The following is a 21,751-nucleotide window of genomic DNA, read 5'->3' on the forward strand; positions in this document are numbered from 1 at the left end:
ACGGCTATGAGGATCATCCAGCCCGACCGGCCGGTGTCGTGCAGGCGGCGCACGGTGACGGCGAGGGAGGGCAGGAACACGGCCAGCCCGTAGACCGTGTCCGGCCCGGAGGTGCCGAGGGCGTCGCCCAGCACGATGAGGGCGATCACGAGGCCGGTGCCGAACCTTGCCGGGTACGGCCGGCCGCCTCAGCCGTCGAGCGCGGCGAGCGCGGCGAGCGCGGCGAGCAGTTCGCGCTCGCGGGCCGTGCTCAGGCCCGCCCGGCGGGAGCGCTCCAGTCCCTCGGCGCGTTCCCACCGCAGCAGGGCCTGCAGCATCTCCGCGCGCGGGCGGTGCCGCAGCCCGGCCGCGCCCGCCGCGGCCCCGCTGCGTGCCGAGAAGCCCGCCCACTGCGGATCCGTCATCCACATGGCCATCGACTCGGGACCCATGAACTGCCCGACGCCCTGGTCGAGGAGCCACTGCGGGTCCGCCGTCGCCACCGGTCCGGTGTGGCCGGCCACCCGCCGCGACAGGTCGACCCACTCGTCGAAGGGGACGACGGGCCCGACGGCGTCGAAGGTCCCGGTGGCGCCCTTCTGCGCGAGGTCCAGCAGCCAGACCGCGAGGTCGCGCACGTCGACCGCCTGGGTCGGCAGTCCGGGGGAGCGGGGTACGAGCATGGGCTGGTCCACCTCGCGGGCGGAGCGGGCCACCCAGTAGCCCGAACGCCCGCTGTTGTCGCCGGGTCCGCCGATCAGACCGGCCCGGGCGACGACGAGCCGCTCTCCGACCGCGGCGCGCGAAGCCGCTTCGCACGCGACCTTGGCCTCGCCGTACTCGTCCCGCTCGACGTACTCTCCCTCGGCCGGCGCCAGCAGCGCGGCCGACTCGTCGGCGCCGGCCGTGCTTTGGTCGGCGTAGGCGCTGACGGAGGAGACGTACGTCCAGTGGCGGGCCCGTCCCGCCAGGGCGCGGAGCGCGCCGCGGACGAAGGCCGGCTGCCACGACACCTCGATCACGGCGTCCCAGTCGCGGCCGAGGAGCCCGGCGTAGGCGGAGTCCTGCTTCCGGTCCGCCGCCACCAGCCGTGCGCCGGGGACGACGGCCCCGCTCTCGCCACGCGCCAGGCACGTCACCTCGTACCCCCGCCCCAGCGCCTGCCGCGTGATCTCACGGCCCAGCCACGCGGTCCCGCCCAGTATCAGAAGATCCATTCACCCACTTGAGCACATCGGGAGCGCCTCGCGGCCCGGGGTTCGCGTTCAGCGAAGGAGGGAGCACGCGGTACGGATCCGGCCAGGCCGGGCCGGCGCCGCCGGCCGCGTGGCAGGGGCCCGGAAACCTCAACGCGCAATCCTGGCAACGGATTTCCGGTCGATCATCGAGATAGCCTCGGCAGGGATCTGAGGTCAGGCCGGTACGGGCGCGGGGCCGTCTCCGAGGGCGGCGGCGAGGAGATCGAAGACGTGCGCCGCCTCCGGGGCGAGGGTGGCGGTGATCCGGTCGTTCGAGTGCCCCGCCAGGGTGAGCTCCTGGATGCGCCGGAACAGCAGGCGGTGCGCCGCGGCGAGGAGGGCGGCCGCCGCCCGGGGGGCGATGTCCGGGGCCGTGCCGGGGGTGAGGTCGGCCAGGGCGTCCGCGAGGGCCTCTTCGCGCTGCTCGTGGAGTTCGCGCAGCCGGGCGGTGAGCGTGGGGCTCTCCGCGATCATGCGGGCGAACTCGGGACCGGCGAAGCCGGCGACGGGGTCGTGGCCTTCGAGTGCCGCGCGGAACTCCCGCCGCAGCGCCGCCACGACGGGCTCGCCCTCGGCGCGCGCCGTGACGGCGCGGGCCAGGCTCTGCGTGAACTCCTCGTGGTGGTCGAGGGCCATGTCCTCCTTGCGCGCGAAGTAGTTGGTGACCGTCTTCTTGGCGACGCGTGCCGCGGTGGCGATCTCGGCGATGGTCGTCGGCTCGAAGCCCTGCTCGATGAAGAGCCGGGTGGCGTGGTCGGAGATCAGCTGTCGCGTCTCCTGCTTCTTGGACTCTCGGAGCCCCATCTCGGTAGCCATGCGGAAATCTTACACTCGTCGTAAAAATATCCTTGACCGAGCGAGCGCGGGCTGCCTAAAGTTACGTCCGTTGCAAAAATAGCCCGGATGGAAGATCGCTCTCGAGGAGCCGCCGTGAACGTCACCACCTCCACCCTCTCCCTGACCGTCGCCGACGTGGACGCCTCCCGCGAGTTCCTCTGCACCCACCTCGGCTACCAAGTGGCCGTCGCCGACGACGGCTTCGCCTCCCTGACCCGGAGCGACGCCGCCGTGGACATCGTCCTGCTCCGCCTGGGCACCGAGATCCTCCCGGCCGACCAGCGCGACCGGCGGGCGGGCGGCCTGATCCTCGCGCTCACGGTCGCCGACATCGAGGCCGAGGAGGCGCGGCTGCGGGGTGCGGGCGCGCCCATCACCATGCCGCTGCGCGAAGAGCCCTGGGGCGAGCGCCTCTTCCAGATGACCGATCCGAACGGAGTCGTCATCCAGCTCGTCGAGTGGAACACGGCCACCCCCGCCGAGCCCGCGCGGTAGGTCGTCAGACGTCGCGTCGCATACAGGCGCGGGGCCACCGGTCCAGGCCGTGTTCCGACTCGCGGGCGCGGATGTCCCGCAGGCCGGGAGCGAGCCCGCGGTCGTCCAGCAGCCGGAAACCGCAGCGCGCGTAGTACGGGGCGTTCCACGGCACTTCGGTGAAGGTGGTGAGCGTCAGGGCGGGCACCCCTTCGCGCGCGGCGAGCCCGGCCAGGTGCTCCAGCAGGGACCGGCCGATTCCGCGGCGCGCGCGGTCCGGGTGTACGGACACCTGCTCGACGTGGAGGTTGCCGTCGACGCGATCGGCGATCAGGTACGCGACCGGGGCGCCGGCCGCGTCGGCCGAGACCCAGGCCATTCCGGCCCGCTGGTAGCGGCCGAGCTCGCCGAGCGTCAACGGCTCGTCGTCGGCGATCTCCGGCATGCCGATGTCCCGGAAGCAGATCCCGGCGGCCCTCTCGATGTCCTGGAGCGCGGACAGTTCGTTCACGTGTGCTGTGCGAATGGGCATGGGCGCATTGTCGGTGGGCGGGGCGTCCGGGAGCACCTGGGTATCGACGCCACGATGCGAAGCCGCGATGCGAAGCCCCGTAACCGGTCGGCCCGGCCGGGCGGTTGTGCTCCGTCCGAGTTCTCTTCGGGTGCCGTTCGGCCCCAGAGCCGAGTCCATGATCATCATTTTGGCTCTCCATCTGTTTGATACGGCTATGCGACGAATGCGACGGACACAACCGACCAAGGCGTGGGGTGCCGTGGCTGCGGTGACGGGGGCCATGCTGGTCGTCGCCGCAGCGCCGGGCCGGGCGCCCGATGCGGACACGACGGAGCGGACCCTCGCCGGTCCGCCGCGGGAAGCGGCGGTCACGCTGCTGGTGGGGAGGGTGCTGGAGGAGGGCCACGAGGCGGGCGGGGAACGGTGCGCGGTACGCATGTTCCGGCCCGGACTGTGCAGCGGCTGGCAGGAGCAGCGGGTGCTCGCCACCGCGCACGGAGTGGGGTCCGTACTGAAGGAGCCCGCCCTGCGCGAGGGCGACGCGGCGCGCGCCGCCCGGCAGGAGGTGCTTCCCACGGACGCCGGCGGGCCGCTCGAAATCACCCTCGCCGATGCAGGCCGCCTCACCGACGTCACCGTGCAGGACGGGCACGGCCGCCGTCTGGCCGGTGAGCTCGGCCCGCACAGCGAGCGCTGGCTGAACACCGAGCCGCTGCGCGCGGGGGAGACCTACACCGTGCAGGTGGGAGCCCAGGACGCGGGCGGCACCCCGGTCGGCGTGACCATGGCCTTCCGGACCGCGCCGCCCGCGGACGGGGGCAGGCTGACGGCCGAGTTCGGGCCCGGCCCCGGCACGTACGGGGCCGGCGAGATCGTGACGGCCTCCCTCAGCAGGCCGGTGCCCGCCGACGACCTCCCCGCCCGCGCCCGCCTGGAGCAGGCGCTGCAGGTGACCTCGGAACCCCACGTCGAGGGCGCCTGGCACTGGGTCGACGACTCGACCCTGCACTACCGGCCGCGTACGTACTGGCCCGCGCACACCGTGGTCCGCGTGCGCAGCGGTCTCGACGGGGTCGAGGTCGGGGACCACGACTACGGAGGCCCCTCCGAGGACCTGCAGTTCACCATCGCGGACCGGATCGAGGCCGTCACCGACTCCGCCACCCACCGGATGACCGTACGCCGCAACGGACGGGTCATCAGGACGATCCCGGTGACCACCGGCAAGGCGGGCTTCAGGACCCGCAGCGGCATCAAGGTCGTCCTGCGCAAGGAGCCCAAGGTCCGGATGCGCGGGGACACGGTCGGCATCCAGCGCGGCACCAAGGAGTTCTACGACCTGCCCGTCCTCTACGCGACGCGCGTGACCTGGAGCGGCGAGTACATCCACGCCGCGCCCTGGTCGGTCGAGGCGCAGGGCGAGGAGAACGTCAGCCACGGCTGCACGGGCATGAGCACCGAGGACGCCGCCTGGTTCTTCGAAACGGTCCGCGAAGGCGACATCGTGGAGGTGGTCAACAGCGGCGGAGCGAAGATGGCCCCCTTCGACAACGGCTTCGGCGACTGGAACATGGACTGGCGGACCTGGCTGGCGGGCAGCGCCCTCGCGGACGCGGAGGGAGACCCGCACGGTTCACCGCTCTCCCCGTCCAGGCTGCACCCGACCACGTGACCGCGACCACGTGACCGCGACCACGTGACCGCGACCACCTGACCGCGCCCCCCCGAACCACGCCTGCCCTACGATCACCACATGATCAAAGGAGTGATGTTCGACTTCTCCGGCACACTGCTGCGCATCGAGTCGACCGAGGAATGGCTCGCCGCCGCCCTCGCGGCGACCGGTATACCGCTGGCGGACGAGGAGTTCGGCGAGACGGCGCGGCGGCTGACGGAGTACGGCGCACTGCCCGGCGGGCCGGCGCCCCGGCAGGTGCCCGCACACCTCGAAACCCTCTGGCACGAGCGGGACATGAGCGCCGATCAGCACCGCGCCGCCTACGGGGGACTGGCCCGGGCGGCCGGTCTGCCGGCGCCTGAGCTGCTGCAGGCGCTCTACGACCGCCACATGAGCCCCGCCGCCTGGCGGCCCTACCCGGACACCGGACCGACCCTGCGCGAACTGCGGCGGCGGGGGCTGCAGGTGGCCGTGGTCAGCAACATCGGCTGGGACCTCCGCCCGGTCTTCCGCGCGCACGGACTGGACGAGCTGGTCGACGCCTACGTGCTCTCCTTCGAGCTCGGCACGCAGAAGCCCGACCCGGAGATCTTCCGGGTCGCCTGCGACCGGCTCGGACTGGCACCCGCCGACGTACTCATGGTCGGCGACGACCGCCACGCGGACGGCGGCGCACGGGCACTCGGCTGCGCGGTGCACTTCGTGGACCACCTGCCGGTCGACCAGCGCCCGGGGGGCCTGGAGCCGGTCCTCGACCTGCTCGGGGCCCCCTAGCCGGAGGCCGGGGAAGCGTACGCGAAGGCGATCGGCGGCATCGGCGGCATCCGCCGCATCAGCCGCTTCCCCGGACCCGCCCGGCCCCGCCGTCGTCCACGTTCCACTCCCGCGGCAGCGCCCCGTCGCAGAACACGCAGACGAAGTCCTCCTCCCGCACGATGTTCAGCTCCCGGCAGGCGGGGCACCGGCGGAACACCACCTCGTGGGTGAACCCGTTCGGGTGCCCGATCCCGGCCGTGTCCAGCGCGTCCGCGACGGCCGTCCACGAACCGGCGTCCGGGCAGTAGCCCGTGGACTGGTTGCTGACCTCGCGGACCACCCACCGGCCGGACTCCCGGCGGAAGCCGATCTCACCGGCGCCCAGGACCGGTCCACCGCCGGCACACGCCACGTGCTCACTGCGGCGCGGCGCAAGGCGCAGGACACCAGAGGTGTCGACGACGAAGGTGAAGGGCTCGGCCAGCTCCTCCGGCGCCAGCCCCGACGCCCAGTCGTCGAACTCAGCCGCCGAGGCGACCCTGCGGCCCTCGCTCTCCGGCCGGACCAGCGCCCACAGGTCAACCGGCCCCACGTACCCATAGATTCGCTCCCGCACGACCATGGCCGTCAGCCTAAACCGGCCCGCGGAACGCCCGCCGCGCGTGCCATCCTCGGGGCCATGCCCGAAACCAGGCCCGAGAGCGGGCCCGACGCCGACGACGGACTCGCCCTGAACGTGCGCTGTGGGACGTGCGTGCCCGGATCCACGGCTCGACGCCCACCGACAGGTTCTACGACGTCGAGTCCTTCGCCGCGGGGCGTCAGACCCTCTACGCCCTCGAACGGGAGCTGGCGGGCGACGTCACCGGCAAGGACCTGCTGCACCTGCAGGGTGGAGTCCACTGAGCCTCCGCCAACTTGAAGTCGCAAGTCAAGGGGCTGGTGTGGGGCTGGTGTGGCCAGCCTTCGGGGTGCTCTGTTCCTGGAGTACATCCCGCAGAACCTGCACGACTGGCTGGGCGTCCAGGTCGGGGCCGGCGGCGAGGTGGCCGAGCGGGCCTGCGCCATGGTCGACGACGAGCTGAAAGCCGGCATCTCGTTCATGAACGCCCGCGGGCTTCTGCACTGCGACGCCCACTTCGAGAACATCCTCACCGACGGCCGGCAGCTCTTCTTCACCGACTACGGCCTCGCGATCTCCTCACGCTTCGACCTCACACGGGACGAGGCCGACTTCTTCGACCAGCACCGCACCTACGACCAGTACTACGCCGTCACCCACCTGGTGAACTGGCTGGCCGTCGCTCTCTACGGATACAAACCGGAAGAACGCAAAACGTTTGTGAATGCGTGCGCCCAAGAGGTGCCCCCGGAGGGGGTTCCCGCGCCGGTCGCGGCGCTCCTTGTCCGTTACGCACCCGTCGCCGCGTTGATGGGCAACTTCTATCGCGAGTTTCAGCAGGTGAGCCGAGCAGCTCCCCATCCGCTGGCAACCATCTGTCGGACGGGGCGAAGTACGTGATCAGCGGCAGCCGGTCACAGGCAGGTGATGAACCGGCCGTCGGGTAGCTTCCGCAGCCAGCCCCGGTCGACGAGTCTGACCAGCTTTCCGCGTAGCGGTTCCAGCTTGGCGGATGTTGACGTCCACTCCCAGCATCTCGCCGACCTGCCGAGCCATGACCGGTCCAGCGGCCTGTCGCACGGCGGCGAGAATGCGCTGGTAGTCCGGCGGAAGCACGTTCTCCTTCACATCGGAGGTGCGGTGTGGGATCAGCATGACCGCCCGCCCACCCACCTGCGCGGGCACCGACGAGGCCGAGACGTGCTCATCAGTGATCTGTTCGCTCACCCGCTCAAAAACCCGTTCGGCGACAGCAAGTTCGTCTCGCTCTGCCCGCACCTCCGCCAGCTGCTTGGCCAGCTGTTCTTCGAGTTCATCCAGTTCCGCGCGTCGCGCGGTGATCCGTTCCAGCAGCTCTGGATCCATGCACCGGATCGTAAATGGCCGCCTGACCCCAGCGAGTAGAAACCAGCGAACCGTCCGGCTCTGTCAAACGATCTACTCCGCAGACAGCCGCCCACGACCAGCGCGAGTACCTCGAGAGCCGGTCACACCAGACCGCTGACCTGCTTCTTCAGGTTGGCGGAGGCTCAGTGCGGTGCCCCGGGGCGCGCACCGCGATGGGGACGGTGATGGGAATGCGTGGAAGCGACCGGACATGCTGCTCGCCCCACTCGCTCTGCTTCTCAACGGAGGGTGGAGTTTCATCGAGCGGGATGGGGTTGCTCGCCGGGGCCGTGCGACCGATCCGTGTCCGGTACGGAGCGCTCCGTCAAGGGAAGGTGCCGGGCGTGTGTCCGATGGCGCGTCGTCTGGGGAGTGGCCTCGGCTGCCAGAACGGCACGCCCAGGAGCAGGCAGCCTCGGCCGCTCCAGCAGCGTTCCTACTCTCCAGCGGCGTCAGTCTCGTGCTTTCGCTCCTTGATGATGCTGTCCAGGTTGTCCCGTATCAGGACCAGAGTCTCCATCGTGCAGTCACGCGCCTGGGCCCTGAGCGTGCGGATGTTTTCGAGCTTGCTGAATTCCACGGACATACAAGTGCCTCCATGTGACTTGGTTCGATCCGGCAGGTCTGAAGCCTAGTTAGTCCAACTAACCGGCAACGCCCCCCGCTGCTCGTACGATTCGGAGTTGAAGGGCTTGCCCGGCGCTCGGGCCGCAGGGCGGGACGCTCCCCGAGATCGTGGCGTCACCGTAGGGGAGGTGGAAGCGCGGAGCCGGCCGACGCCACCTCGCGGGCCGTACACCGGAGTCATGAGACGAAACAAGCAGGACAGCCCGGCCGTGCTCGGACAGCGCGATCCGGGGGACATGTGGCACGCCCTGGCACGGCTTCACGCGGCCCACCCTGGTCCTCGCCGCCGTCGACCCGTACATCGACCGCGACGTCCTCGCGCAGCAGATCGCCCGTGAGGAACGTCCGCCTGAGCCCTCAGTACGTTTCGAAGTCGGGTTCCCAGTCCCGGTCGGGCTCTTCTTGGAGTGAGCTGGCGAGGCTTGGGACGATCAGCGCATCCGTTCCCGGGACGACGACGGTCTGTTCGTCGAGTGCGGTGAAGACGTCCTCGATCAGTCGCTCCGCCATCTACGGCGCTTTGGGACGTATCAAGGTCACGAGGCGACGGCGTCCGGCCTTGCGGATCTGGGCCGGGGATCCGAACTGGTCCAGCGGCTTGAGCACAGCCGGGTGCTGGGTCCGCGGCCCAAGACGCGTTCCAGGGACGGGTGGATCTGAGTGAGCAGGCCGCGGAGCCGGTTGGCGATCCGGGTGGACTCGCCCGCGAGATCGTCGTCGGACCCGGTGATCATCGCGAGCTCGTCGACCGTCTCGTCCGCGGGATCGATCGTCCTCAGGGTGTGGGGCATCGCTCTGGCGGCATCCGCGATGATGAACGCGTCGCGGGCCCAAGCCGCCGTGCACGGGGGCGAGATGGCCACAGGGCGGACGGGACGAGTTCAGGCTTTGATCAACTTGCGTTCTGATGGCATGTGAAATATCACATGTCATGTACGCCATCCGGGAATCCCTGGACGGTGCTTCACCTCAAGGAGGACCACCATGAACCGCTTAGCTCTGCTCGCCGTCGGCACCGCAGGTCTGGCCGTTTTCGCGATCACCCCGGCCAGCGCCACCGCGCAGTCGGCCGACACCGTCGCGACCGTCACCTCCTGCGGTCACTCGGGTCTCCAGGCAGGCCTGTCCACGCGAGTGTGTGCCGCGGTCACCGGTAACACCGTCGAGTTCTACGGCACGGTCGGCTTCGCCGGCCCGCCCTCCCATGGCAGCCCGGCGCCCGCCCCGAAGGAACTGATCACGACCCTGTCCGCAGAGGTCGTCGGCAGCGGCGCCGCGCCCAGCACCCAGACCAAGTCGGTCATCTTCAGCTTGTCGAACCTCGAGGTGCACGGCCTGGTCACCACCGTCCCGTGCGGCTCGACCATCCGCGGCACCTTCGGCGCGGCCTCGTTCCCCCGCCCGGCCAACCCGGTGATCCACGAGGTCACCATCACCTGCTGAGTGCGTGACGCGTACTCGACCCCGCGGCGCTGCCGCGGGGTCGAGTACGTCGTCCCACGCACGACCCCGTCAGGCGCCGGGCCGAGTTGTCGTCCAGCCGTGTTCGAGGAGTTCGAAGGCGCGGGTGACGGCTTCCCGGGTGCTGCCGGTGGCGCTGCTCTGTGCGACGCGGGGGGCCGAGAAGCACGAGCACGACCCCGAAGTGTTCCCGTAAGCGATGGGGCCGGAGGGCGCCCATCGGGAGGAGCTGGACCTCGACTTCGGGGTCGAGGAGAGCTTTCGTGGAAGGAGAAGAACCGGGCGGGCTGGGGGGAGCGGGACTTGGGCGGTGCGGGCCAGGAGGGCCTGTTCGGCTTTGGTGGCGTGGCCGGTGTGGACTCGGCGCATGAGCTGGTCGAGGGCGTCGGCGAGGTCGGCTTCGTGGCTGTTGGTGTCGCTGTGGTTGCTGTGCAGGGTGAGGGTTCTGATGTGCTGCCAGGTGTGGTCGTTGAACGGCTGGTGGACGTGGTCGTGGTAAATCAAGCCGATCTCGGTTCAGCTGGCTGTTGGGCAGGCGGACGGACCCAGATCTGGCGGACGTCGTGGGGGTTGTAGTGGATCTCCCATTTCCCGTTGCGGCCGGCGACCGGGGAGGGCTGGCCGCGGTAGGGGGCGAGGAGGTCGTGGTCGTAGGTGCGGTGGTGGATGCGGATGCCGGAGGCGGTGATGGCCTGCCAGTGCACGGGCAGCAGCTCCCGCTCAGCCTACGTGCGCTGCTCGGGGTCGTACTGCCCGCGTACAGTGCCTTCGCTGCCGGGCCCGTCGGCAAGGCGGCGAGGAACAGAGCCAGAGACCATGTCCGGGCGGCCTGGCGTTTGAGCGAGCACTCCGCATCATGTTGCTGCGACGCTCGTGAGCAGGACTTCATGAAGACCAACGCGAGCAGGCACACGCCGGCACTGACCTAACGAGGGCAGCACAGAGAGTCCCGCTCGCTCATGGCCCGTACCAGCCGATGGCTCCCGCTTTCTCCGACGGCTCAAACGCCTGGTGAAGACCCACGAGTGCGGTGACGAGGCGGGGGTCCCAGCCAGGGACCAGCACCTGAAAGTCGTCGGCCTCCATACCGCGGAAGACGAGGTGGGCCCGGCCCGAGTCGTCACGCCAGATGACGCGCCGGGGCGAGCCGAAGCCGCCGTCACCATCGCCCAGGACGGAAAGGACTACGCACAGCACGCTGACAGGGAGGCCGAACGGCCACCACAACGCCCACCACACGAGGCGGCCCCGGTATCCGCGGAGCACGGGACCCGCCGCTGGTTCCACAGTCCACCGCGTCCGGCCGAACCGAAGGAAACGCCGGCGTCGCAGCGTGATTCGCCCGAGCAGCACGCCGAACGGGTCCTCGACACGGTAGACGGCGGGGCGCCCGCTGAAGCGCGATCCCAGGGCCTGCTCGGTGATCGCGCGGGCGCTCGGCGCCTGGCCATCCGGAACGATGTGGAAGGCCCGTACGGAGCGGCGTCGGTCCAGCACGGGGGCGTTGACATCGCGGCAGAGCCGGGCAGCGCCGCCCTCCTGCCCATTCCGACCGTTCCAGACGACGGCTGCTGGGGACACCGCAGTCATCAATTCGTACGTCACTCGCCCCTGGGTCACTCTCTGCCTCTCCGTGCACGTGCAATTGAAGTCCGATGATCTCACCGCAGTGATCGCGGCGAGGGCGGCCATCATCTGGACCTCATCAGCCGCTTGCTCTTCCCAAACGCCCAGCCACGCGGGCGACTCACGTCGAGAGGGTGGGGAGGTGTCCTGGTCGGAACGACGCGGCCACGTGGGTGTGGCTCAGCCGCCTCACCCACGACGACAGCCCGTGGCGCCGCCGTGGCGGGGTGGGCGGCGGACCGGCTGACGAAGGCCCCGGGGGGCGTCCCGTTCCCGCTGCGTCGACTCCGGGTCGCCGCGACCGCTGTCGGCCACCTCGTCCTGGCCTGCACCCCGTTCCGCCTCGGATGAGGATGCGGCGTTTCCCGATGTCCACCTGGACCACGTGCAGGCTCTGGTCAGCCGTCACAACCAGCCCCGCTGAACCGGCGCTTCACTGGACTGCTGCTTCGTCCGCCTCAATCCAGGCCCGAAACACTTCGAGCGGGCGCTGGTGTCCGCAGATCAGTTCTGCGCCTGACTGGTCGTGGACGACGGCCCCGTAGCCGGTGTTCACCTCGATGCTTGCACCTTGATCGTGGAAGACAACGTCGAAGGGTGCCTCATCAGAGTCCACGCCTACGGGAGCATCGCAGGTGATAGTGAACTGCTCCTCGGGCTTCATCCAGTAGTCCTCGCCCCATGGCTCGACCCAGTCGTGGTGCCGGCTCGCCACGCCGCGTCCGGCGCCCGGGTTCTGGGCATCCAGCTGCACCCCGGCGCCGCCGGAGCCGCGTTCGGCCTCTCGGCCATCACCCACTACATCGCCACCCGCCGGGTCCCCTGCGGCGTCCGGCAAGGGCAACTTCTCCGCGCCGACCCCGGCCTCAACGGCGCGTACCCGTTCGACTCGACCTTCTTTGCCCCGTCAGCTCGGTGATGGTCAGGTCAAATCAGTGCGTGGGTCGATGATCCAGTGGTTGGTCTGCAGAACTCGGCCGGCGAACTCCAGGCTTTGTTCTTCAACGAACGTGAAGCCGACAGCGCGGCAGATGCCATTGGAAGGCAGGCTGCTGCTCGCGGGGAAGGCGTGGATGGGTCCCCAGCGGCCATCCTCCCTGGCCATCTCAAGCAGTGTCCGTACGGCTCGCTTGCCGTAGCCCTGGCCTTGGAATGCGGGCAGGACCATCCAGCCGATCTCGGAGATGTGGGGGTCGTCGGCTTCGTGGGACCACAGCGTCACAGTTCCGGCGACGGCCGAGGGGGCAGCCGCTGTGGGGATGATCATTTTGGTCCAGGCGGTGTCCTCGGCAGCCCGGCGGACATCGCGCTGCACCTTCTCCTCCATGCCTTCTCGCGGCAGTGGGCCCCCGAGATCTTTCATCATGCCGGGATCGCATCGCATCCGGATGTAAGCGTCGACATCATCAAGCACCACATTGCGCAACAGCATTCCGTGCCTCCTGGACGACAGCGATTGCCCCATGTGATCATGCAGTCCGCGCTGCTGCATAGGTCTGTCTCCTGCCGAGGTTCGGGTAGGGCAACCCTTCCGGGGCTGACCTGCTCAGCCGCCGCGCGCGGTGTGGCCGTAACCGGGCAACTGCTGAATCGTTCATCCATATCGTCGTATCAGATGTACAACCGCTCCCCTTGCGGTGCCGCGACCGGAGGCCCCGGGACGCCCCCTGTCCTGGGGCCTTGCCATGGCCTGGCGGGTAGGTGGACGCGCGCTATTGGCAGCTGGCGCTTTGGTTCGGTGGTGGACGAGCCGGTGGATCGTGGTGCCTACCTGCAGCTCGCGTTCTCCGGTACTGACTGCTGGATTCCCGTCTTCCTTTTCGGCGAGGCGGATGATCCCGTGACGTGTCCGACCGTCGGCGATCCCGACGTTGGCTGCGAGCACAACGGATACCTCCGCCGCGTCACACTTGCCGCCTCGCCCTGCCCCGGGTCCAGGCCGGCTCCTCTTCGACGTACGTCGTGTTGAGCACAAACAGGGTCCTGAGGACTGGTCCGCGCGGAAGGCCAGCACCCTCGCCCGTCGGCCATGGACGACCAGCCGCGGCGGCACCCCCGGACGGATCAACAGGCTCCAGCCCGCCAGAGCCGTAGCCACCCGCTACGAGGGAAGCGGCTACGTCTTCCTCGGAACCGTCACCGCAGCAGCCTGGTCATCCGGCTTCGCACTTGCTCACCTCACCAGGCCGGCGGCCGGGACCGGTCACCGCCTTGCACGATAACTTCAGCGATTCTCCTCATGTCCCGGAGTATCGGTGCCGCGCACGGGCCTCATGCAACTGGATTCAGCTGGCCAGCACCGTTGGACAGCTTCCCCGCCAGAGCACCAACCCGCTGCCCGACCCGTTCGGCGCCGCCCTTTTCACCGGATCGATCGCAACGCTCGCGCTCGGCCTGGGTCAAGGCGCATGGCGTGGGGAGGTGCGCCCGCCGCTATCCGCTGCGTTCTTGGTCCAGAGCGGTTGGTCGGGGAGGTGCGCGACGGTGGTGCGGGGCGAAGCCGAGGGGGTCTCCTCGGACTTCGGTTTGGGTGGCGCAGCTGGCCGAGCACGACTGCCAGAGATGACGACCATGCCGACGATCTGGAGGGCGGACAGCGTCTGGTCCTTGACGAGGTAGCCCAGCAGGGTCGCCACGACCGGGCTGCTTAGCGCGAGGAAGGAGGCCGCCACGGCCGGCAGGCGTTCGATGCCTCGGAACCAGACGATGTAGCTCAGGACCGCGCCCAGGGTGTTGAGGTAGGCGAACCCGATCACGTTGGAGCCGGTGAGACCGTCGGGAAGGTCTTCCAGCGGCAGCCAGAACGGCAGCAGGACCGGACCGCCGGCTGTGAGTTGCCAGCCGGTGAACGTGAGCAGGCCGATGCCCTCCGGCCGGCCCCACCGCTTGGTCGAAGTGATGTCCGAGGCCATGCACAGCGCTCCGGCGACTGCGGCGAGGACTCCGATGGTGTCGAGCGACGCCGTACCTCTGAAGACGAGCAACACCACGCCCCCGGTGCCTATTGCGCAGGCCAGGGCGTGGATGGGCTGATCCTCTCGCTGAGGACGAGGGCAGCGAGGATACGGCGAACATGGGCTGCGCCGACATGATCATGGCTGCGATGCCGCTGGCGGTGCTGGGGGATGCCCGGGTGTCGGAGCGGGCGCGTGCGCAGAACCTCCTTCCGGCATGGCCTTGTCGCAGCGGGGGCAAGCAGCCGTTCGTCGGCATTTTCCAGGGTGATCAGCCGGGAAGCCCGCGGTTCGGCTTACGGCTCGGTCTGGTCATCACCGGAACAGAACGGGCGGCTCGCCCGCGCAGTCGCGCTCGGCACCTGGCCCACAACGTCACGGCCATCGCCGCCGGCGAGGACTTCAGTCTGGCCCTGCTGCGAAACGGCACCGTCTGGGCCTGGGGGCCGGTGCGAAGGCCGGGCAGCGGCCGGAGCGGTACACGGCCCGCCCGCTCCGCCACGTCGTACCCGCGGGCCGTTCGGCTCAGCCGCACTGGCACTCCCCGTCTCGTGGGGTGACGGTGGCGGGAGCGCCGGCGCCCTGGCGGCGCTCCCGCCCGCGAGGAGTCACTCCATGTCCGAACGTAACACCGTCCTGCGCAGCCTCCACGACGTGGGCCTGGCCGCATGGTTCGGCGGATCCCTGATGGGCGCGGTCGGTCTCAACGGCGCCGCGAAGGCCCAGGGCAGGAGCTGGGAGGAAGGTGCCCGCATCGCGAGTTCGGGGTGGGCCATGTGGGCGCCGGTGGGCGCGGCCGCGATCGGCATGCACCTGGTCGGCTCCAGCGGTCTGCTCGCAGCCAACGCCGCGCGGGTGGTCACCCAGCAGGGAGTCTGCGCCACCACCCTGGCCAAGACCGTCCTGACCGGCGCCGCGCTGGCCGCCACCGCCTACACCCGCGTCCTCGGCAAGAAGATCGAGCTCGCCTCCTCCGGCAACCCCCAGGACGCCGAGAAGGCCGAACGTCTCCCCGTCGACACCGGGCAGGCCGAACGCCACCTGTCCTACGCCCAGTGGTCCGTACCGGCCCTGACCTGCGGGCTGATCATCCTCAACGCCCTCCACGGCGAGCAGCAACGCCCGGCCCGGCAGCTTTACGGAATGTGGCGGCGCGCCCGCACCCTGGCTCCGTACATGGTGCGCAGCCACCACTGGCACCCCACCCACTGAAACGCCCGGCGACCGCGGCAACGTTCGGTTGAGGAGCCCTGAGCGGGCCCCGTTCGTCGATCGAGCGGCCTTCCGAGGGGTTCACGGGCCTGCCCGACAGGTGGGTGCGGCCAGCGGGCAGGTATCCACCCGTCCCAGATGAGCGGGCCGCACCGCGGCCCCCGCCGGAAGGAACCCTGCGCCGTGTCCCAGGTCAAGGACCCCCACCCACTGGGTGACCAAGATCGGCGGGGTGGACCGGGAGTTCGACGCCGAGATCACCGAGCAGATCCCGGACGCGCGCGTCGCCTGGGTCACCGTCGGGGGAAGGCGCGAGCAGTCGGGACCGCCGTCCACGATGCGCACTACACGACGGAGAGAGCACGTTCCCGTCCGTGTCACACCGTCTTCCGGAACGTACCGCCCAGAGCCCGCTCTCGATGACGACCACTACGAGGCAGCTCTCGCGGTACTCAAGAGCCAGCGCAACCAGATGGAGCGCTCCCCCTCCACGATCGCTCACTTCAACGAGGAACAGATCCGGGACAACCTCCTCATCGGGCTGAACGCACAGTTCGAGGAACGGGCAGCCAGCGAGGTCTTCAACGGGGAGGGCAAGACGGACATCCTCGTCCGGGAAGGCGACAAGCACGTCTTCATCGGCGAGTGCAAGATCTGGAAGAGCCCCAAGACCATCACCGACACACGCTCGACCAGCTCCTCGGCTACCTGCTCTGGCGCGACACCAAGGCAGCACTGCTGCTGTTCATCCGCGCCGGCTCGCCCTCGGAGATCATCAGGAAGGCAGTCGCGAAGGTTCGAGAGCATCCGAACTACAAGCGAGACGGCCGCAACGCCACAGAAGAGAGATACGACTTGATCTTGCACGCGACAGGCGACCCGTCGCGGCAGATCAAGCTCGCATTCCTCCCCTTCGTCCTCCCCACGACCGAGGTCCCCGACTGACCTGCGCGGGCTTCGGCTCCGCCTGCCCGATGATCACGAAACGGCCACGGTCCCGATCCGGGCGTCACACCGTCGGCTTCGGCGACACCTCTGCAAGTGAAGGCGGGATTCCATCCGGCGCCTAAACGTCTTCGACATCGCCGACCCGACCCCACTGCGCCCCCACCTGAACAGCGCGCCCGCTAGAAGTCCGCCGAAAGGAAGTGCTCTCTCGTGGGCGTCAGGTGGGGTGGCCGCGAGGGACGGCTTCAGTAGAGGCCTCCTCGTTCCCCTGCCTTGCGGCCACGCTCGTCGGGGGATGTCCCAGGGGCGTCGCCGTAGGTGTACGCGGTGCGGATGTGACCGTCGCGGGCGTGGACGATGATCTGCGCGGGCTCGTGTTCCTTGGCGTGTCGGCGGGCTGCGTCGATTGCGTCCTTCTGGGTGCGGTGCGGTTCGTGCAACAGCCGACGGCCTTCTCTGCCCTCGACCTGCCACTTCACGCCTGCGGCGGCGGCTCGGTCACCGGACGGTGAGACGTGGTAGACGGTCATTCTCGCTGCCATGGTCCTTCTCCTCGCCCATCAGGCGCGCTCAGGGGTGGTTTCTAGCGCCTGTCCGCGAGCGCACATAGGCCGGACTGTGCGGCGGGGCACCGTCCGCACGGCCCGGCCTGCAGGGAATATTCCCGTCCACTTTCCTGATAACACCAGTTCGGAGGCGGCCGGTGCCGAGAACTTCCACCGTGGCGACTCGGAGTGGTCGCTCACCAGGGACTCGGACGGCCGGGAGCTGACCGACGGCTCCACCGTCTTCGACACCCGCGAAACCTTGAGCACGTCCTTGAGGACCGCCCACCCGCAGCAGCTCACCGACGACGTCCTGCACGTCATTGCGACAGACAGCCGCCGAGGCGGCCGACGGCCGGTGGGCAGAGCGCGCACGCGCCGCCCAGCACCGGAAGAGGTGAAAGCCGGGAGCCACCAGGTGAGGCCCTGAACCGGCCCCGTAGACCGAGCCCTGCGCCTGAGGGGGAAGGGGGGAGAACTCTCCCCCCTTCCGGTTGATCACGATGCGGTTTCGGCGGAGGGATTTTCCAGGACCGGCGTTACACGAGAGCCGAAAACCGAACCTGTAGCAGGTGAACGGCGGGATCAGCCCGCCCACCCCTTCAGGAGCACCTGTGGCGAGCACCGCCGACGAGCCTGAACAGACCCCCGACCAGGCCCGGAAGACCCCCTCCGCGGACCACTCCATCACCCCCTCCGCGCCCCGTCCCGCCGGGCCGGACGTATCCGCAGGTCATGCCAGGCGGTCAAGGGGGCGCCGCGGGTCCGACAACCCTCATGTACCAAGGCGTCCCAAGCACAGGAAGACCAGCGACAGGTATGGGTGCTCACCAGAAGGGGACACGGCGAGGCGAAGAAGCTACTGGAGCCGAAGGGCATACGGGGCTCGGCACTGCGCGAGGAGAAGTACGACCCGATCACCGGGGAACTGCTCGACACCGGATACGACGACCACGCCGCGGCGGTCACCTCGACGGCCGCCGAGCTCCACCGTGCCGGGATCGGCCACCGGCTCGGATTCCACACCGAGATCGGCCACCGGCTCGACAGCAGCTTCGTGCAGCGGGCCGACCTGGTGGTGCGGGCGCCGGCGGCCGGGGTGCCGGTGCTGCTGCTGGAGATCGACCGCCGCACCGAGGACGCCCACGACCTGGTGCAGAAGCTGCGCCGGTACTGGGAGTGGGGCCGGCTGCTGCCCTCGGACGCGGACAAGCGCACCACGGACCTGGTCCGTTCCCGGCCGGACGCGATCGAGAACGTCGACCACGAGAAGCGGATGTGGCGCCAGGTCTACCCGCCGACCGGCCGGGAGGGCCTTGTGCCGGTGGCGTTCGTGTTCGCGGACACCACCGAGGCGAAGGTGGCCAACACCGTGAAGGTGCTGGAGGAGGCCGGCTGCGGCTACTGGGCGCCCCGCCGGCACGAGACCTACCACCGGGGGATCACCGCGCGGAACTACGGCCAGGTGCTGTCGGTGGTCGTCACGACCCTGAAGCAGCTCGAGGGGGAGGGTACGGGCGCGGCGGTGTGGAGGAGGCTGGGACGGACTGGCGAGCAGACGCTGACGGCCGCGCCTGGTCGGCCGGGGACGTGACGGTGTGCGGGACCTGCCACGCGGACAACGTCGCCCGCGAGGAAGCCGCTCGCCTCCAAGCGGCTGTGCCGCCGCCCCCGGAGGACGGCCAGGAGCCGGGCAGACCCAGCCGCGGCTTCTTCCGCCGCCGCAGCTGACCGCGACGCACGCTGGGCAAGCCGAAGGGGAGCCTGGGCAAGCCGCCCCGCATCCCGGCTTGCCCACCCCGGCCAGAGCGTGTCGGAAGGGCGGAGTCGGTCATGGTCAGTCCCGGGCTTCCGGCGGGGCCGCGGCTGACCAATGCCGGGTGACCGATGACCGGTCACCGCCTCGGTCGGGAGTTGCACGGGTCGGTCACGGCGCTGACGTGCTGTTTGACCGATCGCGGGAGACAGATCGGTCACGCCCGGCCCGCCGACCGGTCACGGGCCACGGTGGGCAAGCCTCACCGAACGAAGGGCTTGTCCGGCGCCGACCCGCAGCGCGGGACGCTCCCCGAAGCCGCCGCGTCACCCTCTGGGACGCGGTAGCCCGGAGTTGGCCGACACCACCTCGTCGGCCGTTAGCCCCCGTCGCGGCCTCGGTGGCCAGGGCCGTACCCCGCATTTCCGAACGTACCCCGCCGCCGGAGCCACCGGTGCGGCTGTCTGTGAGAGGCCGCGATCCGCTTCACGGGGCGGGCGTCACCCGTTCGCGCGCGGCCGGGTGCCGGCGGGGAGGGCGGGGAAGAGGGTGGGCGCATGTCCGCCAAGCTGATCGTCTATCCGCCCGACGAGCAGGGCTGGCGCCGGGTGCGCTACGACGGCGTCGCCATCGGGGTCGCGCACCGCCCGTCCGGCATCCGGGTCTTCCTCGCCGACGCCGGGCTGGAGGACGCCGAGGACGTCGACCTCACCGACCCCGACTTCGTGGAATGGCGAGGCGCCGGCCCCGAGGCGTGGGACCCCTCCCCCTGAAGCCCCCTCCGTACCGGCGGCTGCTCCGTGCCACGCAGTAGCGACGCCAGGTGGTGGCTAGATGCGGGGCAGCCAGCCATCGGCGAAGTCGGATCGCTCCCGTGCGCGCTGCGCCTTCTCCTCGAGGAGCCGGCGAAAGCCTGCCAGGGCGTAGCGCTCCCCGGTGCCCGCTCTGGGCCCGGGGATGCCGGCCACGGTGGCCATGCATTGCTGGGGCTGGGGCTGCCAGCCGGTGACCAGGACCCGTAGGCGCATACGCTCGGCGCGCCGGTGCAGGTTCAGGAGGTGGAGCAGGCCGTCGACGTCCATGGCCGCAACGGCGTGCAGGTCCACCAGGAGATCGCGCTCGTCCATGGTCACGTCGTCCAGCGCGCGCTGGAGCACCTCTCCCGCACCCTCGTCGAGCTCCCCGGTGGCGCTGATCAGAATCGAGCTACCGCAATGCTGGACGTCAACGTTGATCAATGTTCTGCTCCCGTCACCCGAAGGCTCCGGACCCACGGGGCCCCATCCTGGCCCGGTACGGCGAAGGGCCGGTGTCGGCGCGCTGAGGCACGCGTAGAGGCCGGACCGGGGTTGCACCGAAAGGAGGCTGGAGCGTTGCTTTCAGCGGGGGACCGAGGGTGTGACCGGAGGTGGGACCCTCCCAAAACGGACATGGTCTGTTCTTGCAGGTCAGACCCGGTGGGCAAGCCCCCTGACGAGGAGGACACCTCTAATTCGTTAGTAATTAGAGGTTCTGGATCTCTATTGGGCCCGGGGCGGCGTTGTCCAGCCCAGGGCAGGACGTGTGTGGTCCGGTCGGTGCCGTGGTGACCCCTACGACACCTCCGACCGTGCGAGGTCTTTGTAAAGACTGGTGGCGCTGGGCGCCGGCCGGTCCTCGCACGTTCTGCCCCCACGGGCTCGTCTGGTTCGGGATCCTCGTTGGATGAGCTGCCGCACGGTGACGCGTTTCTCCTCACGAGCTTCGAGCTCTGGACACGGCGTGCGCCCGTGCGGCCTTGCGGTGCCGCGCACGGCTGATGAGGTGGCGGGCCTTGGAGCCCTGGAATTAGTGCGCCGTGCGGCCCCGCCTGCTCGTCTTCGAGAACGGCACCGGAGAAGGGGCGGGATCCATGGACGTGTTCTGCGGGATCGACTGGGCGGAGGGACACCACGACGTCGCGCTCGTCGATGACACTGGCAAGCTGCTGGCCAAGTGCCGGATCAACGACGACTTGGACGGCTACCGGCTGCTGCTGGACCTTCTGGCCGAGCACGGCGACACCGCAGAGACGCCGATCCCGGTGGCAATCGAGACCAGCCGCGGCCTGCTGGTCGCCACGCTGCGGCAGGGCCCCGGAAGATCTACGCAGTCAACCCGATTGCTGCCTCCCGCTACCGCGACCGCCACGGAGTCAGCCGCAAGAAGTCGGACCAGGGCGACGCCCTGGTCCTCGCGAACATCATCCGCACCGACGCGCCGGTGCACCGCCCGCTACCCGCCGACACCGACCTGGCCCAGGCCGTCGCCGTCCTGGCCCGCGTACAGCAGGACGCGGTCTGGAACCGGCAGCAGGTCGCCAATCAACTGCGGTCCCTGCTCAGGGAGTACTTCCCGACGATGATCGAGGCGTTCAGGGACAAGCCGGGAACCCTGACCCGCCCTGACGCCCGCCGCATCCTGGCCGTCGCGCCCACACCTGCTTTGGCGGCCAAGCTGCCGATGTGGAAGCTGACGGCCATGCTCCGGCGAGCCGGCCGCCGCAGGGGCATCGAGACGGACGCCGAACGAATCCAGCAGCTTTTTCGCGGGGAAGCCCCGCGGCAACTGCCCCTGGACGAGAACGCCATGGGCAAGCAGGCACTGGCCCTGCTGCTTCAGCTGGACGCCGCCTGCGAGGCGGTCGATGACCTCGCGCGGGCCACGGAGGAGGCCTTCCGGCCGCACCCTGACGCGGCGATCATGCTGAGCTTTCCCGGAATCGGTCCCCAGGTCGGTGCCCGCATTCTGGGCGAGATCGGCGACGACAGGAGCCGGTTCGCCTCGGCTGCAGGGCTGAAGGCGTACGCCGGCTCGGCCCCGATCACGCGGGCCTCCGGCAAACGCCGCTACGTCGGGTGCCGGTTCGTGAAGAACAACCGGCTCAACCACGTCGGCCACCTGTGGGCTTTCGCTTCCCTCAGCGGTTCATCCGGTGCGGACTCCCACTATCGGCGCCGCCGGGCAGGAGGAGACTGGAACATGCAGGCGCTACGGCATCTGTTCAACCGGATGCTCGGCCAGCTCCACCACTGCCTTCAGGCCCGGGTCTCCTTCGACGAATCCACCGCCTTTCCCGTCACCCCGGGCAAGGAAGTGACGAGCAGCTGATCCTGGGAC

General features: G+C 69.8%; 24 protein-coding genes and 4 pseudogenes. 12 read left to right on the top strand and 16 right to left on the bottom strand.

What is annotated here, in order from left to right; all coding sequences use genetic code 11:
* Positions 1 to 50: 50 nt before the first annotated feature.
* The 3 genes and pseudogenes from RIU97_RS37895 to RIU97_RS37905 all read right to left on the bottom strand — a co-directional run.
* Positions 51 to 149, bottom strand: a pseudogene (locus tag RIU97_RS37895) (hypothetical protein); the annotation flags it as partial.
* Between the two features lie 39 nt (positions 150 to 188).
* Positions 189 to 1,196 (bottom strand): NAD-dependent epimerase/dehydratase family protein, encoded by a 1,008-nt coding sequence (locus RIU97_RS37900; protein WP_404962000.1) that lies wholly within the window; start codon positions 1,194 to 1,196, stop codon positions 189 to 191.
* Between the two features lie 195 nt (positions 1,197 to 1,391).
* Complete coding sequence (locus RIU97_RS37905; protein ID WP_404962001.1) at positions 1,392 to 2,033, bottom strand: TetR/AcrR family transcriptional regulator; 642 nt, start codon at positions 2,031 to 2,033, stop codon at positions 1,392 to 1,394.
* Between the two features lie 114 nt (positions 2,034 to 2,147).
* On the opposite strand from RIU97_RS37905, the gene RIU97_RS37910 reads away from it, so the two are divergent.
* Positions 2,148 to 2,549: a VOC family protein gene (locus tag RIU97_RS37910; protein WP_404962002.1), complete on the top strand. Its 402-nt coding sequence runs from the start codon at positions 2,148 to 2,150 to the stop codon at positions 2,547 to 2,549.
* 4 nt (positions 2,550 to 2,553) lie between these two features.
* On the opposite strand, the gene RIU97_RS37915 is transcribed toward RIU97_RS37910, so the two are convergent.
* On the bottom strand, positions 2,554 to 3,060 hold the full coding sequence (locus tag RIU97_RS37915) for a GNAT family N-acetyltransferase (RefSeq protein WP_404962003.1): 507 nt from the start codon (positions 3,058 to 3,060) through the stop codon (positions 2,554 to 2,556).
* 241 nt (positions 3,061 to 3,301) lie between these two features.
* Here RIU97_RS37915 and RIU97_RS37920 point away from each other — a divergent pair, with 241 nt between their 5' ends.
* Together RIU97_RS37920 and RIU97_RS37925 are read left to right on the top strand one after the other, a co-directional pair.
* Positions 3,302 to 4,714 carry an Ig-like domain-containing protein gene (locus tag RIU97_RS37920; protein WP_404962004.1) on the top strand — a complete coding sequence of 471 codons (1,413 nt, stop codon included), beginning with the start codon at positions 3,302 to 3,304 and terminating at the stop codon, positions 4,712 to 4,714.
* Between the two features lie 81 nt (positions 4,715 to 4,795).
* Positions 4,796 to 5,494, top strand: a complete 699-nt coding sequence (locus RIU97_RS37925) for an HAD family hydrolase (RefSeq protein WP_404962005.1) — start codon at positions 4,796 to 4,798, stop codon at positions 5,492 to 5,494.
* 58 nt (positions 5,495 to 5,552) lie between these two features.
* On the opposite strand, the gene RIU97_RS37930 is transcribed toward RIU97_RS37925, so the two are convergent.
* Positions 5,553 to 6,098: a hypothetical protein gene (locus RIU97_RS37930; protein ID WP_404962006.1), complete on the bottom strand. Its 546-nt coding sequence runs from the start codon at positions 6,096 to 6,098 to the stop codon at positions 5,553 to 5,555.
* A 128-nt stretch (positions 6,099 to 6,226) separates the two neighbouring features.
* Here RIU97_RS37930 and RIU97_RS37935 point away from each other — a divergent pair, with 128 nt between their 5' ends.
* Positions 6,227 to 6,382 (top strand): hypothetical protein, encoded by a 156-nt coding sequence (locus tag RIU97_RS37935; RefSeq protein WP_404962007.1) that lies wholly within the window; start codon positions 6,227 to 6,229, stop codon positions 6,380 to 6,382.
* Positions 6,383 to 6,431: 49 nt separating this feature from the next.
* On the top strand, positions 6,432 to 6,998 hold the full coding sequence (locus RIU97_RS37940; RefSeq protein ID WP_404962008.1) for a hypothetical protein: 567 nt from the start codon (positions 6,432 to 6,434) through the stop codon (positions 6,996 to 6,998).
* Here the strand turns inward: RIU97_RS37940 and RIU97_RS37945 are convergent, their stop codons facing one another.
* From RIU97_RS37945 to RIU97_RS37955, 3 genes and pseudogenes are all read right to left on the bottom strand, one after another.
* Entirely contained in the window at positions 6,999 to 7,463 is a 465-nt protein-coding gene (locus tag RIU97_RS37945) for a hypothetical protein (protein ID WP_404962009.1), read from the bottom strand.
* A 457-nt stretch (positions 7,464 to 7,920) separates the two neighbouring features.
* Positions 7,921 to 8,070: a hypothetical protein gene (locus tag RIU97_RS37950; RefSeq protein WP_404962010.1), complete on the bottom strand. Its 150-nt coding sequence runs from the start codon at positions 8,068 to 8,070 to the stop codon at positions 7,921 to 7,923.
* A 446-nt stretch (positions 8,071 to 8,516) separates the two neighbouring features.
* Positions 8,517 to 8,941: pseudogene (locus RIU97_RS37955) on the bottom strand (transposase); the annotation flags it as partial.
* Positions 8,942 to 9,095: 154 nt separating this feature from the next.
* Here RIU97_RS37955 and RIU97_RS37960 point away from each other — a divergent pair.
* Complete coding sequence (locus tag RIU97_RS37960) at positions 9,096 to 9,554, top strand: hypothetical protein (RefSeq protein ID WP_404962011.1); 459 nt, start codon at positions 9,096 to 9,098, stop codon at positions 9,552 to 9,554.
* A 69-nt stretch (positions 9,555 to 9,623) separates the two neighbouring features.
* On the opposite strand, the gene RIU97_RS37965 is transcribed toward RIU97_RS37960, so the two are convergent.
* From RIU97_RS37965 to RIU97_RS37990, 6 genes are all read right to left on the bottom strand, one after another.
* Positions 9,624 to 10,076 (bottom strand): hypothetical protein, encoded by a 453-nt coding sequence (locus RIU97_RS37965; RefSeq protein ID WP_404962012.1) that lies wholly within the window; start codon positions 10,074 to 10,076, stop codon positions 9,624 to 9,626.
* Complete coding sequence (locus RIU97_RS37970) at positions 10,073 to 10,276, bottom strand: Mu transposase C-terminal domain-containing protein (protein ID WP_404962013.1); 204 nt, start codon at positions 10,274 to 10,276, stop codon at positions 10,073 to 10,075. The genes RIU97_RS37965 and RIU97_RS37970 overlap by 4 nt, the downstream gene beginning before the upstream one ends.
* A gap of 253 nt (positions 10,277 to 10,529) precedes the next feature.
* Positions 10,530 to 11,192 (bottom strand): hypothetical protein, encoded by a 663-nt coding sequence (locus RIU97_RS37975; RefSeq protein ID WP_404962014.1) that lies wholly within the window; start codon positions 11,190 to 11,192, stop codon positions 10,530 to 10,532.
* 439 nt (positions 11,193 to 11,631) lie between these two features.
* Positions 11,632 to 12,036, bottom strand: a complete 405-nt coding sequence (locus RIU97_RS37980) for a hypothetical protein (RefSeq protein ID WP_404962015.1) — start codon at positions 12,034 to 12,036, stop codon at positions 11,632 to 11,634.
* An 84-nt stretch (positions 12,037 to 12,120) separates the two neighbouring features.
* Positions 12,121 to 12,630: a GNAT family N-acetyltransferase gene (locus RIU97_RS37985; protein ID WP_404963081.1), complete on the bottom strand. Its 510-nt coding sequence runs from the start codon at positions 12,628 to 12,630 to the stop codon at positions 12,121 to 12,123.
* Positions 12,631 to 13,597: 967 nt separating this feature from the next.
* On the bottom strand, positions 13,598 to 14,188 hold the full coding sequence (locus RIU97_RS37990) for an EamA family transporter (RefSeq protein WP_404962016.1): 591 nt from the start codon (positions 14,186 to 14,188) through the stop codon (positions 13,598 to 13,600).
* Positions 14,189 to 14,301: 113 nt separating this feature from the next.
* Here RIU97_RS37990 and RIU97_RS37995 point away from each other — a divergent pair, with 113 nt between their 5' ends.
* The 3 genes and pseudogenes from RIU97_RS37995 to RIU97_RS38005 form a co-directional block, all read left to right on the top strand.
* Positions 14,302 to 14,712 carry an RCC1-like domain-containing protein gene (locus RIU97_RS37995; protein ID WP_404963082.1) on the top strand — a complete coding sequence of 137 codons (411 nt, stop codon included), beginning with the start codon at positions 14,302 to 14,304 and terminating at the stop codon, positions 14,710 to 14,712.
* Positions 14,713 to 14,767: 55 nt separating this feature from the next.
* Entirely contained in the window at positions 14,768 to 15,364 is a 597-nt protein-coding gene (locus RIU97_RS38000; protein WP_404962017.1) for a hypothetical protein, read from the top strand.
* A 190-nt stretch (positions 15,365 to 15,554) separates the two neighbouring features.
* Positions 15,555 to 15,689, top strand: a pseudogene (locus tag RIU97_RS38005) (cyclase); the annotation flags it as partial.
* Positions 15,690 to 16,557: 868 nt separating this feature from the next.
* Here RIU97_RS38005 and RIU97_RS38010 read toward each other — a convergent pair.
* On the bottom strand, positions 16,558 to 16,854 hold the full coding sequence (locus RIU97_RS38010) for a DUF2188 domain-containing protein (protein ID WP_404962018.1): 297 nt from the start codon (positions 16,852 to 16,854) through the stop codon (positions 16,558 to 16,560).
* Positions 16,855 to 17,680: 826 nt separating this feature from the next.
* On the opposite strand from RIU97_RS38010, the gene RIU97_RS38015 reads away from it, so the two are divergent.
* Positions 17,681 to 18,451: a hypothetical protein gene (locus RIU97_RS38015; RefSeq protein ID WP_404962019.1), complete on the top strand. Its 771-nt coding sequence runs from the start codon at positions 17,681 to 17,683 to the stop codon at positions 18,449 to 18,451.
* 719 nt (positions 18,452 to 19,170) lie between these two features.
* The gene (locus tag RIU97_RS38020; RefSeq protein ID WP_404962020.1) at positions 19,171 to 19,386 is read left to right on the top strand and encodes a hypothetical protein; all 216 of its coding nucleotides are present in this window, start codon (positions 19,171 to 19,173) and stop codon (positions 19,384 to 19,386) included.
* A 57-nt stretch (positions 19,387 to 19,443) separates the two neighbouring features.
* On the opposite strand, the gene RIU97_RS38025 is transcribed toward RIU97_RS38020, so the two are convergent.
* Entirely contained in the window at positions 19,444 to 19,851 is a 408-nt protein-coding gene (locus tag RIU97_RS38025; RefSeq protein WP_404962021.1) for an STAS domain-containing protein, read from the bottom strand.
* Positions 19,852 to 20,504: 653 nt separating this feature from the next.
* Between RIU97_RS38025 and RIU97_RS38030 the strand changes: the two are divergent.
* Positions 20,505 to 21,742: pseudogene (locus RIU97_RS38030) on the top strand (IS110 family transposase).
* Positions 21,743 to 21,751: the final 9 nt, after the last annotated feature.

This window comes from Streptomyces sp. 147326 (assembly GCF_045000215.1).
Classification (GTDB): domain Bacteria; phylum Actinomycetota; class Actinomycetes; order Streptomycetales; family Streptomycetaceae; genus Streptomyces.

Excerpts from the sequence above, each read along its gene's own strand:
- RIU97_RS37900 (WP_404962000.1), bottom strand. The coding sequence starts at position 1,196 with ATGGATCTTCTGATACTGGGCGGGACCGCGTGGCTGGGCCGTGAGATC.
- RIU97_RS37905 (WP_404962001.1), bottom strand. The coding sequence starts at position 2,033 with ATGGCTACCGAGATGGGGCTCCGAGAGTCCAAGAAGCAGGAGACGCGA.
- RIU97_RS37915 (WP_404962003.1), bottom strand. The coding sequence starts at position 3,060 with ATGCCCATTCGCACAGCACACGTGAACGAACTGTCCGCGCTCCAGGAC.
- RIU97_RS37925 (WP_404962005.1), top strand. The coding sequence starts at position 4,796 with ATGATCAAAGGAGTGATGTTCGACTTCTCCGGCACACTGCTGCGCATC.
- RIU97_RS37930 (WP_404962006.1), bottom strand. The coding sequence starts at position 6,098 with ATGGTCGTGCGGGAGCGAATCTATGGGTACGTGGGGCCGGTTGACCTG.
- RIU97_RS37945 (WP_404962009.1), bottom strand. The coding sequence starts at position 7,463 with ATGGATCCAGAGCTGCTGGAACGGATCACCGCGCGACGCGCGGAACTG.
- RIU97_RS37950 (WP_404962010.1), bottom strand. The coding sequence starts at position 8,070 with ATGTCCGTGGAATTCAGCAAGCTCGAAAACATCCGCACGCTCAGGGCC.
- RIU97_RS37960 (WP_404962011.1), top strand. The coding sequence starts at position 9,096 with ATGAACCGCTTAGCTCTGCTCGCCGTCGGCACCGCAGGTCTGGCCGTT.
- RIU97_RS37985 (WP_404963081.1), bottom strand. The coding sequence starts at position 12,630 with ATGCTGTTGCGCAATGTGGTGCTTGATGATGTCGACGCTTACATCCGG.
- RIU97_RS37995 (WP_404963082.1), top strand. The coding sequence starts at position 14,302 with ATGCCGCTGGCGGTGCTGGGGGATGCCCGGGTGTCGGAGCGGGCGCGT.
- RIU97_RS38000 (WP_404962017.1), top strand. The coding sequence starts at position 14,768 with ATGTCCGAACGTAACACCGTCCTGCGCAGCCTCCACGACGTGGGCCTG.
- RIU97_RS38010 (WP_404962018.1), bottom strand. The coding sequence starts at position 16,854 with ATGGCAGCGAGAATGACCGTCTACCACGTCTCACCGTCCGGTGACCGA.
- RIU97_RS38020 (WP_404962020.1), top strand. The coding sequence starts at position 19,171 with ATGTCCGCCAAGCTGATCGTCTATCCGCCCGACGAGCAGGGCTGGCGC.